21 protein-coding genes and 1 pseudogene are annotated in these 14,484 nt (G+C 67.4%); 15 read left to right on the top strand and 7 right to left on the bottom strand.

The genetic code is table 11. The features are described 5' to 3' along the window. The first annotated feature begins 1 nt into the window (after position 1). A complete protein-coding gene (locus G7B69_RS08430) occupies positions 2–685 on the top strand; it encodes a Fe2+-dependent dioxygenase (RefSeq protein WP_166178165.1) in 684 nt (227 codons plus the stop codon). 511 nt (positions 686–1,196) lie between these two features. Further along, entirely contained in the window at positions 1,197–3,236 is a 2,040-nt protein-coding gene (locus G7B69_RS08425) for a ribonucleoside-diphosphate reductase subunit alpha (RefSeq protein ID WP_166178163.1), read from the top strand. Positions 3,237–3,251: 15 nt separating this feature from the next. Here G7B69_RS08425 and G7B69_RS08420 read toward each other — a convergent pair whose 3' ends face one another. Beyond that, positions 3,252–3,518 carry a DUF2171 domain-containing protein gene (locus tag G7B69_RS08420; RefSeq protein WP_166178161.1) on the bottom strand — a complete coding sequence of 89 codons (267 nt, stop codon included), beginning with the start codon at positions 3,516–3,518 and terminating at the stop codon, positions 3,252–3,254. Positions 3,519–3,617: 99 nt separating this feature from the next. Here G7B69_RS08420 and G7B69_RS08415 point away from each other — a divergent pair, with 99 nt between their 5' ends. The 3 genes from G7B69_RS08415 to G7B69_RS08405 all read left to right on the top strand — a co-directional run bounded on the left by G7B69_RS08415 (position 3,618) and on the right by G7B69_RS08405 (position 4,868). Further along, positions 3,618–3,911, top strand: a complete 294-nt coding sequence (locus tag G7B69_RS08415) for a hypothetical protein (RefSeq protein ID WP_166178159.1) — start codon at positions 3,618–3,620, stop codon at positions 3,909–3,911. 25 nt (positions 3,912–3,936) lie between these two features. Then, a complete protein-coding gene (locus G7B69_RS08410; RefSeq protein WP_166178157.1) occupies positions 3,937–4,446 on the top strand; it encodes a hypothetical protein in 510 nt (169 codons plus the stop codon). Positions 4,447–4,559: 113 nt separating this feature from the next. After that, positions 4,560–4,868 carry a hypothetical protein gene (locus G7B69_RS08405; RefSeq protein ID WP_166178155.1) on the top strand — a complete coding sequence of 103 codons (309 nt, stop codon included), beginning with the start codon at positions 4,560–4,562 and terminating at the stop codon, positions 4,866–4,868. A 3-nt stretch (positions 4,869–4,871) separates the two neighbouring features. Here G7B69_RS08405 and G7B69_RS08400 read toward each other — a convergent pair whose 3' ends face one another. Together G7B69_RS08400 and G7B69_RS08395 are read right to left on the bottom strand one after the other, a co-directional pair. After that, positions 4,872–5,123, bottom strand: a complete 252-nt coding sequence (locus G7B69_RS08400) for a hypothetical protein (protein WP_166178153.1) — start codon at positions 5,121–5,123, stop codon at positions 4,872–4,874. A gap of 2 nt (positions 5,124–5,125) precedes the next feature. Beyond that, complete coding sequence (locus tag G7B69_RS08395; protein WP_166178151.1) at positions 5,126–5,362, bottom strand: hypothetical protein; 237 nt, start codon at positions 5,360–5,362, stop codon at positions 5,126–5,128. Between the two features lie 295 nt (positions 5,363–5,657). Here G7B69_RS08395 and G7B69_RS08390 point away from each other — a divergent pair, with 295 nt between their 5' ends. From G7B69_RS08390 to G7B69_RS08380, 3 genes are all read left to right on the top strand, one after another. After that, on the top strand, positions 5,658–6,728 hold the full coding sequence (locus G7B69_RS08390; RefSeq protein ID WP_166178149.1) for a ribonucleotide-diphosphate reductase subunit beta: 1,071 nt from the start codon (positions 5,658–5,660) through the stop codon (positions 6,726–6,728). A 315-nt stretch (positions 6,729–7,043) separates the two neighbouring features. Next, complete coding sequence (locus G7B69_RS08385; RefSeq protein WP_166178146.1) at positions 7,044–7,286, top strand: DUF7662 domain-containing protein; 243 nt, start codon at positions 7,044–7,046, stop codon at positions 7,284–7,286. Positions 7,287–7,473: 187 nt separating this feature from the next. Next, on the top strand, positions 7,474–7,785 hold the full coding sequence (locus tag G7B69_RS08380) for an excalibur calcium-binding domain-containing protein (protein ID WP_166178144.1): 312 nt from the start codon (positions 7,474–7,476) through the stop codon (positions 7,783–7,785). Here the strand turns inward: G7B69_RS08380 and G7B69_RS08375 are convergent. Together G7B69_RS08375 and G7B69_RS08370 are read right to left on the bottom strand one after the other, a co-directional pair. Next, positions 7,782–8,366, bottom strand: a complete 585-nt coding sequence (locus G7B69_RS08375) for a thermonuclease family protein (protein WP_243415087.1) — start codon at positions 8,364–8,366, stop codon at positions 7,782–7,784. The two genes, G7B69_RS08380 and G7B69_RS08375, sit on opposite strands and share 4 nt — an antisense overlap. Positions 8,367–8,427: 61 nt before the next feature. Then, positions 8,428–8,883 (bottom strand): hypothetical protein, encoded by a 456-nt coding sequence (locus G7B69_RS08370; RefSeq protein ID WP_166178142.1) that lies wholly within the window; start codon positions 8,881–8,883, stop codon positions 8,428–8,430. A gap of 183 nt (positions 8,884–9,066) precedes the next feature. Between G7B69_RS08370 and G7B69_RS08365 the strand changes: the two genes are divergently transcribed. After that, positions 9,067–9,360, top strand: coding sequence for a hypothetical protein (locus tag G7B69_RS08365; protein ID WP_166178140.1), 294 nt, complete (start codon positions 9,067–9,069; stop codon positions 9,358–9,360). Positions 9,361–9,440: 80 nt separating this feature from the next. Further along, positions 9,441–9,863, top strand: a complete 423-nt coding sequence (locus tag G7B69_RS08360; protein WP_166178138.1) for a nuclear transport factor 2 family protein — start codon at positions 9,441–9,443, stop codon at positions 9,861–9,863. Positions 9,864–9,875: 12 nt separating this feature from the next. Here the strand turns inward: G7B69_RS08360 and G7B69_RS08355 are convergent, their stop codons facing one another. Next, positions 9,876–10,070, bottom strand: a complete 195-nt coding sequence (locus G7B69_RS08355) for a hypothetical protein (RefSeq protein ID WP_166178136.1) — start codon at positions 10,068–10,070, stop codon at positions 9,876–9,878. Positions 10,071–10,577: 507 nt separating this feature from the next. On the opposite strand from G7B69_RS08355, the gene G7B69_RS08350 reads away from it, so the two are divergent. After that, positions 10,578–10,817, top strand: coding sequence for a hypothetical protein (locus G7B69_RS08350; protein ID WP_166178134.1), 240 nt, complete (start codon positions 10,578–10,580; stop codon positions 10,815–10,817). On the opposite strand, the gene G7B69_RS08345 is transcribed toward G7B69_RS08350, so the two are convergent. Continuing rightward, complete coding sequence (locus G7B69_RS08345; protein ID WP_166178132.1) at positions 10,763–10,978, bottom strand: hypothetical protein; 216 nt, start codon at positions 10,976–10,978, stop codon at positions 10,763–10,765. The two genes, G7B69_RS08350 and G7B69_RS08345, sit on opposite strands and share 55 nt — an antisense overlap. Before the next feature lie 272 nt (positions 10,979–11,250). Between G7B69_RS08345 and G7B69_RS08340 the strand changes: the two genes are divergently transcribed. From G7B69_RS08340 to G7B69_RS08325, 4 genes and pseudogenes are all read left to right on the top strand, one after another. Beyond that, positions 11,251–11,733, top strand: a complete 483-nt coding sequence (locus G7B69_RS08340; RefSeq protein ID WP_166178130.1) for a DUF4142 domain-containing protein — start codon at positions 11,251–11,253, stop codon at positions 11,731–11,733. A gap of 57 nt (positions 11,734–11,790) precedes the next feature. Continuing rightward, complete coding sequence (locus G7B69_RS08335) at positions 11,791–13,035, top strand: FAD-dependent oxidoreductase (protein WP_166178128.1); 1,245 nt, start codon at positions 11,791–11,793, stop codon at positions 13,033–13,035. After that, positions 13,035–14,117, top strand: a complete 1,083-nt coding sequence (locus G7B69_RS08330; RefSeq protein WP_166178126.1) for an alpha/beta hydrolase — start codon at positions 13,035–13,037, stop codon at positions 14,115–14,117. The genes G7B69_RS08335 and G7B69_RS08330 overlap by 1 nt, the downstream gene beginning before the upstream one ends. 57 nt (positions 14,118–14,174) lie before the next feature. Continuing rightward, positions 14,175–14,484: pseudogene (locus G7B69_RS08325) on the top strand (hypothetical protein); the annotation flags it as partial.

Here is a 14,484-nt window from a genome sequence, read left to right as displayed (position 1 = left end):
GATGCTGCTGACCATTCCCGAGGTGCTGTCGCCCCAGGCCGCGCAGAGCTTGCGCGAAAGCATCCTCGCCGCCGAATGGGTCGACGGCAACGCGACCAGCGGGGCCGGCGCGGCCAGCGTCAAGCGCAACCGTCAGTTGCCCGAGCAGGGCGCGGCGACCCAGGCCGCGCAGGCCGAGGTCACCGCCGCGCTGACCGGCAACGCCGCCTTCCTCTCGGCGGCGCTGCCGCACTCGGTGTTCCCGCCGCTGTTCAACCGCTACGGCGAGGGCGAGGAATTCGGCCTCCACGTCGACAACGCGATCCGCTTTCATGGGCCCACCGGCGCGCGCATCCGCACCGACCTCTCGGCGACGCTGTTCCTTACCGACCCGGTCGACTACGATGGCGGCGAGCTCGAGATCGAAGGCAGCTTCGGCACGCTCAGCTACAAGCTCCCCGCCGGGCACATGCTGCTGTACCCTTCGACCAGTTTGCACCGGGTGACCCCGATCACGCGCGGCGAGCGCGTCAGCTGCTTCTTCTGGCTGCAATCGCTGGTCGCCGACCACGCCGCGCGCGAGATGCTCTACGATCTCGACCAGAGCGTCCAGGCGCTGACCGCCGAGCGCGGCAAGGCCGACCGGGAAGTGCTGCGGCTGACCGCGCTCTATCACAACCTGGTCAGGCGCTGGGCCGAGGCCTGATTCGTTACCGGACACCCATTCGTTACCGGTGGCGCGCCATTTGCGACGGATGATTCCACCGCCGGATTCGATTGATTCAAACCCGGCGGGGGACAAAAAATATTTTGGACAACTCATTTTGACTCTTGCGCTGCGCACGAGCCGAGTTTGCTCCACGCGTCGCGGTGTATTGGGGGGCTAGGGCACCCGGCTTGGACGGCCCCGATTGGCGTTAAGCGGCACTTAACCCTCTTGCGTCCGAATCCCGGTTGAATCACTATGGCTAGGTCGAGTTGCAGGGAACACCCACAAGACCTAGATATCTCAAGCGAGCTTAAGGATGCGCGCGAGAGTGAAATCCGGGTCGCGGACAAGCCCTGTGGACCATCGGCTGGGGACAACGAGGGGAAAAGTTTTTCCCTTCTCGGGCATGCGAATTGCTAGGGTGCACGTTCATCCTGCGATTCGAACACAAGCGGAACATCGCGTTTTCGCGAAGGCCGCCAGGAAGACATCGGGGGATAGGGCGATCATGGAATTTCGCAGCGGAGACGAAGCGGCAATGGGCCTCGACTTCTCAGACACGGCGACCGCAGACGGCGCCACCAAGGCCAAGCCCTCCGCGAAGGCGAAGCAGACCGAACAGGCGGCAATGACGATGGACAGGAAAGACGGCACCGACGGGCTGGTGGTCGAACAGGCCGCCGCCGAAGCGATGGCCACGGCCCTGAAGGCCGCCCAGCCGGAAAGCGATTCGAAATCGGTCCACGCGCGCCGTTTCAAGATCGAGACCGATCCATCGCGCGATGCGTTGCTGACCGATTTCGGCAAGGACACGCTGACCGACCGCTACCTGCTGCCGGGCGAAAGCTACCAGGACCTGTTCGCCCGCGTCGCCGATGCCTACGCCGACGACCAGGATCACGCCCAGCGGCTCTACGATTACATCAGCCGCCTGTGGTTCATGCCGGCGACCCCGGTGCTGTCGAACGGCGGCACCGGCCGCGGCCTGCCGATCAGCTGCTACCTCAACTCGGTCGACGACAGCCTCGAAGGCATCGTCGGCACCTGGAACGAGAACGTCTGGCTCGCCAGCCGCGGCGGCGGCATCGGCACATACTGGGGCAACGTGCGCGGCATCGGCGAGCCGGTCGGCCTCAACGGCAAGACCAGCGGCATCATTCCGTTCGTGCGGGTGATGGATTCGCTCACGCTGGCGATCAGCCAGGGCTCGCTGCGGCGCGGCTCGGCCGCCTGCTACCTCGACATCAGCCACCCGGAGATCGAGGAGTTCCTCGAGATCCGCAAGCCCAGCGGAGACTTCAACCGCAAGGCGCTCAACCTGCACCACGGCGTGCTCGTGTCCGACGCGTTCATGGAAGCGGTCCGCGCCGGCGCCGAATGGAACCTGCTGAGCCCGAAGGACGGCTCGGTCCGCGCCACGGTCGACGCGCGCAGCCTGTTCCAGAAGCTGGTCGAAACCCGCCTCGCCACCGGCGAGCCGTACATCGTCTTCTCCGACACCGTGAACCGGATGATGCCCAAGCATCACCGCGACCTCGGGCTCAAGGTCTCGACCTCGAACCTGTGCTCGGAAATTACCCTGCCGACGGGCCGCGACCACCTCGGCAACGATCGCACCGCGGTCTGCTGCCTGTCATCGCTCAACCTCGAGACGTGGGACGAGTGGAACGGCGACAAGACCTTCATCGAGGACGTCATGCGCTTCCTCGACAACGTGCTGCAGGACTACATCGACCGCGCGCCCGACGAGATGGCCCGCGCCAAGTACTCCGCCAGCCGCGAGCGCAGCGTCGGCATGGGCGTGATGGGCTTCCACTCGTTCCTTCAGGCCAAGAACATCGGCTTCGAAAGCCCGATGGCCAAGGTCTGGAACCTGAAGATGTTCAAGCACATCGCCGCTGCGGCCAACGAAGCCTCGATGGTGCTGGCGCAAGAGCGCGGCGCGTGCCCCGATGCCGAAGAGCAAGGCGTGATGGAGCGCTTCAGCTGCAAGATGGCGATCGCCCCGACCGCCTCGATCAGCATCATCTGCGGCGGCACCAGCGCGTGCATCGAGCCGATCCCGGCGAACATCTATACCCACAAGACGCTGTCGGGCAGCTTCGTGGTCAAGAACCCGTACCTCGAGAAGCTGCTCGCTTCGAAGAGCAAGGATTCGACCGCGGTGTGGAACTCGATCCTCGAGAAGGCCGGTTCGGTCCAGCACCTCGACTTCCTCAGCCCGGAGGAAAAGGCGGTCTACAAGACGAGCTTCGAGATCGACCAGCGCTGGCTGCTCGAATTCGCCGGCGACCGCACGCCGTACATCGACCAGGCGCAGAGCCTCAACCTGTTCATCCCCGCCGACGTCGACAAGTGGGACCTGGCGATGCTCCACTTCCAGGCATGGGAGAAGGGCATCAAGTCGCTCTACTACTTGCGCAGCAAGAGCGTGCAGCGCGCCGGTTTCGCCGGCGGGGTCGAGGCCGACAACACCTCCGACTTGCCGAAGATCGAGCTCAGCGCCGGCGACCAGACCGACTACGAGGAGTGTCTCGCCTGCCAGTGAGGCAGGCGAGAATGCTCAGCCCGCTTCTTCTTCCTCGAACATCACCGCGTTGGCGCCGGTAGCGCTGAGTCGCACCTGGTTGCCTTCGATGTCGGCGACGAGGCCGAGGGAGATGTAGTGGTGGTGCTGGGCGTGCTGGCCCTCGGCGCCTTCGATCTGCGCGGCCGAGTCGGCCTTCGTCAGCTTGATCCGCTCGCCGTCGACATGGTCGACCGTGCCCACGTGCACGCCGTCGGCGCCGATCACTTCCATGTGCTCTTTGATTGCGTTTGCGTCAGTCATCGGTAGTCTCCTGTTCAAGGGTTCGCCTGGGCAACGCATAAGCCGGCGAATGGGTGCATGTCGCATAGTAGATATACGACATGAGGAGAGGAGAGCCGCATGAATCGTGGGCTGTCGCGCACCGTTGTCGTTCTGGCGATGTTGTTGCTTGCCGCCTGCGCGCGGCAGGCACCCGACGCGGTCAGCCATGCGCCCGAGACGCCCGGCTTCCTGCTCGGGCTGTGGCACGGCTTCGTGTTTCCGTGGGCATGGATCGGCTCGCTGTTCGATCCCAAGATCGCCGTCTACGCGGTGCCCAACAACGGCGGGTGGTACGATTTCGGTTATTTCGTGGGTATAACGGTGCTCGGCGGCGGGTCGTGGTTCGGCTCGAAGCGGCACGGCAGATCCTGAAGTTTGGGCATACCGGGAGGTTCACATGGCAAGCATGATCCCCACCACTACCTCTTTCGCGCTGGCGGCGGCGACGCTGGCGATGGCCGTTCCGGCCGGCGCGCGCACGGTCAACAGCTGGGACGTGGTTCCGAACCAGCAGACCTGCACGATGATCTCGACTTTCGAGGACGACGTGTCGATCGGGCTGATCTGGTCGCCGAAGACCGGCGAGCTCGGCTTCATGGCCACGCTGCCGCGCCCGAGCGGGGTGGGTGAGCGGCCGGCGGCCGCGCTCGCGCTCACCTTCGACGGCGACGCCCCGCTCACCGATTGGGAGGACCAGCACGCGGCGGTCGTCGCCGGCGCGGACAGCGACGCGGTGATCGCCAACTGGGGCGCCGAGCACTCCGCCGAACTGGCCAAGACGGTGGGCAGCGCGGGTCACGTCGTGGTGCGCGTCGGCGGTCGGACGGTCGGGCGATACGACCTCTCCGGCAGCAGCGCGGCCTATCGCGAGCTCACCCATTGCGGCAGCCAGATCGCCTCCCGCTAAGCCGCGGCGCGGCGCAAGTCTCGCAAGCGTAACGGCTTTTCGCAAAACGGCTCGTCGCAAACCGCGGGTCGCGGTGGGCAATTCTTAACCATTTGCCGGATAGACCAGCCCGCATGGGTACGATCATCCGAGGCAACAAGTACCACGGCGTGGCCGATCACGGCCTGTCGCGCTACTTCGCGCTGTACACCACGCAGCTCGGCTGGCTCCTGCTCGGGGTTTATTTCCTGCGCAACGCCTACTGGCCCTCGAGCTGCACCCCGCACACGATCGTCGACATCTTCGCCTGCTCGACGCGGCTGCCCGAAAGCCGCCATTTCGTCGAGACCGCGCTGTTCACCTGGCTGTGGTCGACGCCGATCCTGCTGCTGCTCGACGTGTCGCGCCGCTACCGCGCCTGGGTCGACAAGCGCAACAGCTGAGCGCTACTTGCCGAGGGGGACCGAGTCCTCGTCGGCTTCCACTTCATCGCTGGCAAACCCCGGGGCCTTGTTGCCGAGCGCGTCGCGCGCGGTCGGCTTGTCCTGCGGTTCGGGATCGGCGCCGCCCTGCTTTTCCTTCGGCCTAGCCATCGCCCGCGCCTCGTCCTCGCGCGGGCCGGTGCGCGGCGGTTCGCCGGGGGCCTGGTGATCGCTCAGGGTGACGTCGCGCGAATCGTCGGGTTCGTATTCGCCCATGATCAGGCTCCTTTCTCGATGTCTTCCTGAGGTTCCTCGTCCGCCCGCTCGGGCTGGACGCGTTCGTTCCAGTCGACCTGCGGGTCGGGCGCGTCGGGGGTCACGTCGCCCTCGCGGTTCTCGATGTCGTCGGCGGGATAGCGCCCGGGCTGCGGGGCGGCGCCGGTCTCGATATCGGCCTGCTCGTGATCCTGCGCCTCGCGGTCTTCGGTGGCCTCCTCGGGGATCTCCTGCGGCATCACTGCGTTCTCCTTCGCCGAATCAACCGCCGCCGCGCGCCGCCGTTCCGCCGCTTGCGACGAGCCGCCCGCCGCGGCGGCGGTTTTCCCCAACCGCGAACCCTCACCCCCCTTCGCGCGGGGGCCTCGCGGGCATAGCGTGCGAGGTTCGGACGCCGCGCTTTGGGGGTGCGCGATTCGGCTAGCCAAGCCCGGTCGAACGCCCCACAATAAGCCTCGCCGGCGCCCGCAATTTGCTAGGAATTCGGCCCCTTAGGCACTATATCTAGGGGCTGTCGCTGACCGGAGACACCAGATGCCGCTGCTCGAAGCCCGCAAGACCTACAAGCCCTTCGAATACCCGTGGGCCTACGAGTTCTGGAAGCGCCAGCAGCAGATCCACTGGATGCCCGAGGAAGTGCCGCTGGGCGAGGATTGCCGCGACTGGGCGCAGAAGCTTTCGGACCACGAGCGCAACCTGCTCACCCAGATCTTCCGCTTCTTCACCCAGGCCGACATCGACGTGCAGAACTGCTACCACGAGCAGTACGGCCGGGTGTTCAAGCCGACCGAGATCAAGATGATGCTCGCCGCCTTCTCCAACATGGAGACGGTGCACATCGCCGCCTACAGCCACCTGCTCGACACCATCGGCATGCCCGAAAGCGAATACGGCATGTTCCTCGAATACGAGGAGATGAAGGCCAAGCACGATTACCTCGAGCAGTTCGGCGTCGACAGCGACGAGGATATCGCCCGCACCCTGGCGATGTTCGGCGGCTTCACCGAAGGGCTGCAGCTGTTCGCCAGCTTCGCCATGCTGATGAACTTCCCGCGCTTCAACAAGATGAAGGGCATGGGCCAGATCATCAGCTGGAGCGTGCGCGACGAAAGCCTGCACTGCGAAGGCATCACCAAGCTGTTCCACGCCTTCTGCAAGGAACGCGGCTGCCTGACCAAGGCGGTCAAGGAAGACATCATCGACATGTGCCAGAAGACGGTGCGGCTGGAGGATGCCTTCATCGACCTCGCCTTCGAGCAGGGCCCGGTCCCGGGGATGAGCGCCAAGGAGATCAAGAAGTATATCCGCTACATCGCCGACTGGCGGCTGGGCCAGCTCGGCCTGCCGAGCATCTACATGGTCGACGACCACCCGCTCCCCTGGCTTGCCCCGCTGCTCAACGGCGTCGAGCACGCCAACTTCTTCGAAACCCGCGCCACCGAATACTCGAAGGCCGCGACCCGCGGGAACTGGCAGGACGTCTGGTCGAGCTTCGACCAGCGCCGCAAGGCCAAGGACAGCGCCGCGAACGAGGTCGGCGAGGCGGACGGGCCGGGGCTGTTTGGAGATGACGCCGGCGCGGGAGAGACGCAGGCGGCGGAGTGACGGGCACGGACAACAATCGCGTTCTTCTTGATGCTATCATCGAGCAGCGAAAGAGCGAACAGGCGTCGGATTACGACGACGCGAACTATTTCGAGCTCTTTACTGCTGAGAACATCCTAAAGCAGGAGGCTCTCACATACGATGAGCTTGGGTCGGGGTTAGTTGGCGCTGGCGGCGACGGTGGGCTAGACGCCATATATTTCCTCATCGACGGACGACTTGTCCGCGAAGATACCATCCAAACCTCTACAAGAAGCTTGCCCGCGCACTCCGCGATGCTGGCGCGCCGACCCCACAGGATTGAGTGGAGCCGAGATGGCCAAGTTCGATCCCCTTGCCAACTATTGCCGTCAGCAAACCCTGAGAGAGTTCGAGCTGTCGTTCCACAAGATCGAGGCCCTGATTGGGGCGAAGCTGCCCGCCAGCGCACTTCAACCCCAATACTGGGCCAATGTCGTAGACGGCACCGGTCCTGTGCGTTCCGCCATGCGCGACACAGCATATGAGACCTTTCTCGTGAAGGACTCACGGCGAGTGCGCTTCCAACGCAAGTTCTAGTCTTCTTTCACCGCCTATAATCCCGCCGCTCCGCGCCGTCGGAAGCAACGCTGGCCAAAGGTCAAACCGGCCGGAGGCGAGGCAGCAGCGCCGGAACTCCGGGACATCCTGCCCAATTCATCCGTACGGCGAATTGGCATCAGACCTCTTCACTCCATCCTAACCTTCACCTGCGACAATCGCGGGCATGTTGCGCGTGCTAAAATTCGGTGCGGGCCTGCTGGTTGGCGCGTTGGTGCTCGCCCGGTTCGGGCTGCTCGGCGATGCGGCGGCCCTGGCGATGGCCGGCGCACCGGAGCGGCATATGTCCGCCGACAACCCGTGGTCGAAGGACTATGTCGCGGTCGCGTCGCCAGCAACCCGGAGCAGCTATTACCCCAACTGCGCTGCCGCATGGCGGGCTGGCGCAGCGCCCATCGAGGAGGGAGAACCCGGATATCGCTTCGAGCTCGATGGTGACGGTGACGGCATCGCCTGCGAGCCCTATCACGGCCGCTAACACCAACTCCCGCGATACCCCTTCCACTCCTCCGCCAGCCCTTCGTCCACCAGCGTCTCGCCCAGGCTCGCGCCGGCGCGGGTGACGACGCGCAACGAGCGGCCATACTTGTCGTAGGCGCGCCCGCTGCCGTCGTTGTTGGCCGCGAGCGTGAAGGGCCCCTGGTTGAGCAGCGCGAGCAGGCGGTCGGTCGCCCGCGCGCCGAGCGCGGCCTCGCTGGCGCAGTCGGGCTCGCTCACCTCGGGGGCGTTGATGTCGGCGATGCGGATCTTCTCGCCGCCGTACCAGAAGGTGTCGCCGTCGACGACGCAGTTCACTCGCACCGGTCCGTTGCAGCGGTCGAAATAGGCGGTCTCGCTGTCGTGAGCGGCGGCGCGGTGCGGGGCCGGCAGCGTGACCCCGCCTGCGCCGGGAATGCCGAACAGGAACACCGCCGTGAACGTCGCCAGCGGCAGCGCGACCATGATCGCCGTAATCCCGAACTTCCCGCGCGGTCGGCGCGGACGGTTGACGACCGCGCGCAGCGGCACCGCCCTGAACGGCCTGCGAAAGGGAACGACATTGCCGCGGTGACGGGCCATGCCGCGCATAGTGCGCGCGGGCCGGTCACCAGACGATTAAAGGGCGAGCGCCCAGCCCCCCTTACGCTTGCTCCGCCTTCGCCTGCGCGGTGAAGTCGAAGGCCAGCTTCTCCTCCCACTGGTCGCCCATGGCCTTGTCGATGGCGGAGAGCTCGCCGTAGCACGCCTCCAGCGTGGCGAGGTCCGCCGCGCGCAGGCGGGCGGTCGTCACGCGGCGGGTGAGCGCCTCCAGCTCGCGCCGGCGGCGGTAGAACCAGTTCGACTTCTCGACCAGCCGCAATTGCCCGGCCACGGTCGCCGCGAATGCCGGGATCAGCGCGACGACCCCGACCACCGCGCGGTCGACCCCGCTGGCGAGCGCGAGCACGCCCGCGCCGATGCTGCCGACCAGCGAGGCGAGCATGATCGCATAGCCCCAGAAGTAATAGCGCCGGCCCATCGCGTGCGAGCGCTTGGCCTTTTCCCGGCAATCGGCGATCAGGGCATCGAGCTCCGCGCCCGTGTCGGCATCGGCCATGGCTCCCCCCTCCGTGCTTTCCCCCCGCGTCGCGCCGCGGCAGGGGCATTCTAACCCGCCGGATCGGTCACCGCCAATAGTCCCGCCGCCCTTCGTACATTCCCGCATGGCGCCGGCGCCCCTCTTGGGGCGAGATCGGCCTTCTCAACGCCCGCCGGTGCGGGCACCGATGGGAGAGACGAGATGGCCGATCAACCGAGGGGAACCTACAACCCGCGCACCCTGTTCGTGGTGATCGTCGTGGTGCTGGCCACCGCCGCGGCGGTCTTGTGGGCGACGGGCTTCTTCGCCGCCCCGGCGCCGCCGCCGAACACCCGCATGGTCGACAAGGTCGACGTCAAGGACGAGAGCGGCGGCACGTTCATCGTCACCGACCCCAACGCACCCGGCGTCAAGGTCACGGTGCCGACCGTCACGATGACCGACGTGCCGGCGACCCCCAAGCCGGCGGCGAAGGCCTCTCCGGCCGCGAAGTAGCGGCGGACGGGCGCGGCGGCGCCTGAACCGGGGCGCGCGCTCCCGCTTGACTTCGCCCCGCCACGGTCCACCCTCCGCCGATGGCCGACCTCACCCGGATCCCCGCCCTCGCGCAGCAATGGATGGACGCGTGGATCGCGCAGGACCGCGCGGCGCTCGAGCCGTTCATGGCGCCGGACTACGCGCTCGTCGGCGCGGCCTTCGCCGGGCAGGCGATGGAGCGGGCGACCTGGCTCGAGGTGGCGATCGGCGGCTACGTCGCGCAATCGTGCACTTTCGCCGATCCGCTGGTGCGGGAGATTTCCGCCGGCCCGCCGCGCGTCGCGGCAATGGACGCGGTGTGGACGCAGGTGGCGCAGAGGGGCGAGCACGACCTTTCCGGCCGCTACTGGATCAGCGACCTGTGGCGCGAGGGCGGGCCGCACGGCTGGCAGGTCGTGCTGCGCAGCTCCGCCGCGCTCGATGCCATGGCGGCTTCGAAGCAGGCCTTTGCCGAGCGCTGAGGCGCGCCCGGCTCACCCCCACAGGCTGTAGGCCGCCGTCCCCGCCACCAACGCCGCGATCAGCGCCCAGGCGGCGAGCCTGGTCCAGTCGCGCTTGGGGCCTTTGGGCGGGCGCGGCGGGCCCCCGCCGCCGCCGTAGTCCTCCGGCCTGGTCCATCGCCGGGGACGCGGGCGGAAGGGAATCACGTTGGACCTGGGGCGGGGCATGGCGCCACCCTGGCGCATCGCGCCCGGGTGCGGCAAGCGGCCGTTCGCCGTCCTGCCCTCAGGATCGGGCCGATGCGGAGGCGCGCCGCGCGGCGGATTTTCCATCAAAATGCGCGGCGCGCGGAAGAACCGTTTCCTACACGCCGCGAGTCTGGAACAGTCCCGCGCGACTCTCGTCGACGGGCCCGGGCCAGGCTGGCGAATCGCCGTTCGCGCCGCTCGCTTGCCGATCGGCGCATGGCGCGCTCGGCGGCGTTTCGGGTTGGAGAAGTGTCACCCGTCGCCCGGGGCAAAAACCCAGGACTTCCGCGGGTTTGCCGGGCGACACATGGGTGACAGGGTCCGAAAAGTGTCACCCGGCGGTGGTGCGGCAAGCCGTTCGGAATCCGGGCCGAGGCGTGGAACCGATCACCGAGATGATTCACGGGGGCGACATGTTGCGAGTATAAAGGACTCTTCGAACCGGTCGCCCTGCCGAGGCGACCCGGGACGAAGATGGAGTGGGACATGAGCATGGGTCGGGTGGATCGCCGACTGGCCGGGCGCTACGCGCTGGCGTTCGGGAACGGCGCGGTCAGCGTCGAGCTCGAGGCGTCGGACCGCGCAGGCGCGTTCGTCACCGCGCAGCGCATCGTCAAGGACGGGCGCCCGGCCACCTTGCTCGAAGACGGCGTGCCGCTCGCCAGCCTGAGCTATTCGCCGGAGGGGTTCTGGACCGTTTCGGAAGTGGCCGGCGAGGTCGCCTGAGCCTCTGCGGCGGTGATCAGCGCTTCCTCGGCGATCAGCGCGTCGCCGGCGAGCAGGAAGCGGGTTCGCCCGATCAGCCGCCTGGCGCTGTCGAGGCTTTCCTGAAGTTCGCAGACCGCTTCGCGAGCGGCGTCCGCATCGCCCTTACGCTTCCTTGTCACCACCCTGGCACTCGACTCGTTGCGCGAGCGGCCCCGAGCTCGCTTGGCACCCCGGGCCGCGGTGACGAAATTCCGCGCGTCCGACGTCTTTCGATTGTCGCCGCGCGGCGACGGGGGAGGGGGTAGGGGTCGCCGCGCGGTCAATCGGTAACCGCGGGGCTGTCCGCTCGGTTCCCTCGGTTCGCGGAATCTTTTAACATGGCGCAAGTTCCGCGGCGGAACGCGGCCGCGGCGAAAGGGTTGGATGGCCGTTCCCCTTCAGGAGTCGCGCCATGCCCAAGCTCGTGCCCGCCGCGCTGGCGCTCGCCGCCGCACTCTCGGCGGCCTCCCCCGCGCTGGCCGAGCGGACCTCGTTCTTCGTGATGGACGCGATCAAGAGCGACAACGGCGAGATCGCGAACGCCACGCTGGCGAGCCAGCGCGCCGTCTCGCCGGCGGTGCGCGACTTCGCGGCCACGCTGGTCCGCGATCACTCGGCCGCGCGGGTGCAGGCGATCGCCGCCGCGCGCGCCTCGCGGATCGGCATCCCGCGCGGGATGACCGCCGAGGCCCAGCACTTGCGCCGCCGGCTGCTGCGGCTCTCGGGGCCCGAGTTCGACGAGGCCTTCCTCACCGCGATGATCAAGCAGCATCGCAAGGCCTTCATCAAGTACGCCGAGCAGCGGCGAACCGGCGATCCGCTCACCCGCCAGCTCGCCGAGGACGCGCTGCCGCGCCTGAGCGAGCACTTGCGCATGGCGCTCTCGCTGCGCTGACCACTTTGCGAGACCCAAAAGAGCCGATAGGACGGCCCGCATAAGGAGAGGGCCGAAATGAAGGATGTGATCGTGGTCGGCGCCGGGCCGGTGGGAATGCTCACTGCGCTCGCGCTGGCCCAGACCGGGGCGAAAGTGACGGTGCTCGAGCAGGAGCCGGCGATCGTCAATTCCCCGCGCGCCGCGGTCTATTTCCCCTCGACGCTGATCATCCTCGAGGAGCTCGGCCTGCTCGACGAGCTCAACGAGATCGGCTTCCAGAACCGCACCTTCGGCACCCACGTGCCCGAGTTCAACTACTCTTCGGTCGTCACCACGGAGCCGATCGAGGGCATCCCCTACGACTACCAGCTCCACGCCGGCCAGCACGACGTCGCCCGGGTGGCGATGGAGCATGCGATAAGGCTCGGGGTCGAGGTGCTGTTCAACCACGAGGTCGTCGCGCTGGAGGATGGCCCCGGCGGCGTGACCATCACCACCCGCGGCGAGGAAGGCGAGCAGCAGTTCCGCGCCACGTGGCTGATCGGTGCCGACGGCGCGCGCAGCACGGTGCGCAAGCTCGCCGGCATCGCTTTCGAGGGCCACACCTGGCCCGAGCGCTTCGTCGCCACCAACGTGAAGTTCGACTTCACCCGGCTCGGCTACCAGCAGGCGAACTTCGTCTGCGACCCGGTCAACATGGCGGTGATCGCCCAGCTCGACCGCGAGGGCCTGTGGCGCTGCACTTACATGGAGGACTCCTCGCTCCCGCTGGAGGCTTACGAGGACCGCATCCACCAGCGCTACGAATGGTTCATGCGCGGCAGCAAGGACTACCAGATCGTCTCGTCGAGCCCGTACATGCTGCACCAGCGCGCGGCGGAGACGCTGCACAAGGGCCACGTGCTGCTTGCGGGTGATGCCGCGCACGCGACCAATCCGTGCGGCGGGCTCGGACTGACCTCGGGCGTATGGACCGGGATGGTGCTCGCCGACGTGCTCGGCGCGGTGCTGCGCGGCGAGGAAGACGAGTCCATCCTCGACCGCTTCTCCGACGAACGGCGCAAGATCTTCTGGGACGTGGTCAGCCCGGCGGCGACCGAGAACAAGCGCATGCTGCAGGAACGCGATCCGGCGCAGCGGCAGAAGGACCTCGCCGCCATCAAGGCGCTGTCGGAGGACCCGGACTCGGGCGCGATGCTGATGCTCTTCGCTTACAAGGTCATCGGCGACGTTCTGCGGCCGAACTCGCGCTGGAAGGACGCCGATCCGACCCCGCGGGTCGTTCCGCATATCGCCGCGCGCCGCGGGCAGATCCACTGATGGCCCGCAGCTACCGCCCCGCCGATCTCCACGCCGCCGGCGCCGGGCGGCCGCTGGAGCTCGCCGCGCAGGGGTTCTTGTGGACCGGCGGCGAGATTGTCGAGCATCCGAGCGCCGGCCCGGTGATGCGCGGGCAGCAATACGTCGAATACTGGATCCCGCGCGAACTCAGCCACGAATGGCCGCTCGTGCTGGTCCACGGCGGCGGCGGGCAGGGGACCGATTTCCTCGGCACGGCGGACGGCCGCGAAGGCTGGGTCCACTGGTTCGTCCGTCGCGGCTGGGCGGTCTACGTGGTCGACCGCCCGCAGCACGGCCGCTCGCCTTTCAATCCGGCGGTGCAAGGCGAGATGGGCGGGGTGCCGCCGACTGTGTTCCTCGAGAAGATGTTCACCCGACCCGAAGACTTCGCCGACAACTACCCGCAGGCCCCGCTGCACGACAAATGGCCGGGCGACGGGACGGTGGACGATCCGGCGTTCCGCCACTTCCTCGCCGGCACCGGCCCGACGCTTGCCGACCCGGTACAAAGCCAGAAGGATGCCCAGCGCGCCGGCGCCGAGCTGCTCGACCTGATCGGCCCGGCGGTGGTCCTGACCCATTCCGCGGGCGGCCCGCCCGGCTGGCTGATCGCCGACGCGCGACCGGAGCTGGTCAAGGCGCTGGTCGCCGCCGAGCCGCTCGGCCCGCCGTTCACCGCGCTCAGCGGGCCCTTGCCTTACGGAATCGCCAACGCCCCGCTCACTTACGACCCACCGCTCGGCGAAGGCGACACGCTCGAATGGGAGGAGCGGCCATCACCCGGCGAAGGGCTGGTCGCCGGCAAGGTGCAGAGGGAGCCGGCGCGGCGTCTGCCCAATCTCGCGCAAGTGCCGATCGTCGTCGTCACCGCCGAAGCCAGCTGGATGGCCGCCGACAACCACGCGATGGTCGATTTCCTTGCCCAGGCCGGCTGCCGGGTCGAGCACTTGCGGCTGGAGGGCAAGGGCGTCCACGGCAACGGCCATGCGCTGCAGCTGGAATCCAACAGCGACGAGGTGGCGGCGGTGATCGAGGGCTGGCTGCTCGAGCTCGGCCTGTAAGAAAAGTCTCGCCATTGAGCCAAATTGACAGTATCAAATAGGTCCGAGGAGAGGTTGGTGCGCTCGATTCTCATAGGCTTAGGCGTCTTGCTCGCGGCTCCCGCGGCCGCCCAGGACGCATACCCCGCGGAAGGGGACCTCCCGGCGCAGCCCGCGGTCAACCGCCCGGCGACGCCGATCCCGCCCGCGCAATTTGACAAGATGATCCCGAAGCATCCTGGTCAGCTCGGCGTGCTCGCCCCGGCGAACATTGCCAAGCCGCGGCCCAAGGCGCCGTTCGATGTGACGGGGACGTGGTTCATCGATCTGCGCGAGGGGTTTGCCAAGTTCATGTTCGGGCCGCCGTACCCGAAGTTCTACAAGGAAG

This window comes from Croceibacterium segetis (assembly GCF_011320115.1).
Taxonomy (GTDB): Bacteria; Pseudomonadota; Alphaproteobacteria; order Sphingomonadales; family Sphingomonadaceae; genus Croceibacterium_B; species Croceibacterium_B segetis.
The sequence above is the reverse complement of the archived record's forward strand: the minus strand, read 5'-3'. Positions and strand labels throughout refer to the sequence as shown.

What these genes read in the sequence shown, in the direction of transcription:
- G7B69_RS08430 (WP_166178165.1), top strand. Translation starts at nt 2, where the DNA reads ATGCTGCTGACCATTCCCGAGGTGCTGTCGCCCCAGGCCGCGCAGAGC.
- G7B69_RS08425 (WP_166178163.1), top strand. Translation starts at nt 1,197, where the DNA reads ATGGAATTTCGCAGCGGAGACGAAGCGGCAATGGGCCTCGACTTCTCA.
- G7B69_RS08420 (WP_166178161.1), bottom strand. Translation starts at nt 3,518, where the DNA reads ATGACTGACGCAAACGCAATCAAAGAGCACATGGAAGTGATCGGCGCC.
- G7B69_RS08415 (WP_166178159.1), top strand. Translation starts at nt 3,618, where the DNA reads ATGAATCGTGGGCTGTCGCGCACCGTTGTCGTTCTGGCGATGTTGTTG.
- G7B69_RS08410 (WP_166178157.1), top strand. Translation starts at nt 3,937, where the DNA reads ATGGCAAGCATGATCCCCACCACTACCTCTTTCGCGCTGGCGGCGGCG.
- G7B69_RS08405 (WP_166178155.1), top strand. Translation starts at nt 4,560, where the DNA reads ATGGGTACGATCATCCGAGGCAACAAGTACCACGGCGTGGCCGATCAC.
- G7B69_RS08400 (WP_166178153.1), bottom strand. Translation starts at nt 5,123, where the DNA reads ATGGGCGAATACGAACCCGACGATTCGCGCGACGTCACCCTGAGCGAT.
- G7B69_RS08395 (WP_166178151.1), bottom strand. Translation starts at nt 5,362, where the DNA reads ATGCCGCAGGAGATCCCCGAGGAGGCCACCGAAGACCGCGAGGCGCAG.
- G7B69_RS08390 (WP_166178149.1), top strand. Translation starts at nt 5,658, where the DNA reads ATGCCGCTGCTCGAAGCCCGCAAGACCTACAAGCCCTTCGAATACCCG.
- G7B69_RS08385 (WP_166178146.1), top strand. Translation starts at nt 7,044, where the DNA reads ATGGCCAAGTTCGATCCCCTTGCCAACTATTGCCGTCAGCAAACCCTG.
- G7B69_RS08380 (WP_166178144.1), top strand. Translation starts at nt 7,474, where the DNA reads ATGTTGCGCGTGCTAAAATTCGGTGCGGGCCTGCTGGTTGGCGCGTTG.
- G7B69_RS08375 (WP_243415087.1), bottom strand. Translation starts at nt 8,366, where the DNA reads ATGGCCCGTCACCGCGGCAATGTCGTTCCCTTTCGCAGGCCGTTCAGG.
- G7B69_RS08370 (WP_166178142.1), bottom strand. Translation starts at nt 8,883, where the DNA reads ATGGCCGATGCCGACACGGGCGCGGAGCTCGATGCCCTGATCGCCGAT.
- G7B69_RS08365 (WP_166178140.1), top strand. Translation starts at nt 9,067, where the DNA reads ATGGCCGATCAACCGAGGGGAACCTACAACCCGCGCACCCTGTTCGTG.
- G7B69_RS08360 (WP_166178138.1), top strand. Translation starts at nt 9,441, where the DNA reads ATGGCCGACCTCACCCGGATCCCCGCCCTCGCGCAGCAATGGATGGAC.
- G7B69_RS08355 (WP_166178136.1), bottom strand. Translation starts at nt 10,070, where the DNA reads ATGCCCCGCCCCAGGTCCAACGTGATTCCCTTCCGCCCGCGTCCCCGG.
- G7B69_RS08350 (WP_166178134.1), top strand. Translation starts at nt 10,578, where the DNA reads ATGAGCATGGGTCGGGTGGATCGCCGACTGGCCGGGCGCTACGCGCTG.
- G7B69_RS08340 (WP_166178130.1), top strand. Translation starts at nt 11,251, where the DNA reads ATGCCCAAGCTCGTGCCCGCCGCGCTGGCGCTCGCCGCCGCACTCTCG.
- G7B69_RS08335 (WP_166178128.1), top strand. Translation starts at nt 11,791, where the DNA reads ATGAAGGATGTGATCGTGGTCGGCGCCGGGCCGGTGGGAATGCTCACT.
- G7B69_RS08330 (WP_166178126.1), top strand. Translation starts at nt 13,035, where the DNA reads ATGGCCCGCAGCTACCGCCCCGCCGATCTCCACGCCGCCGGCGCCGGG.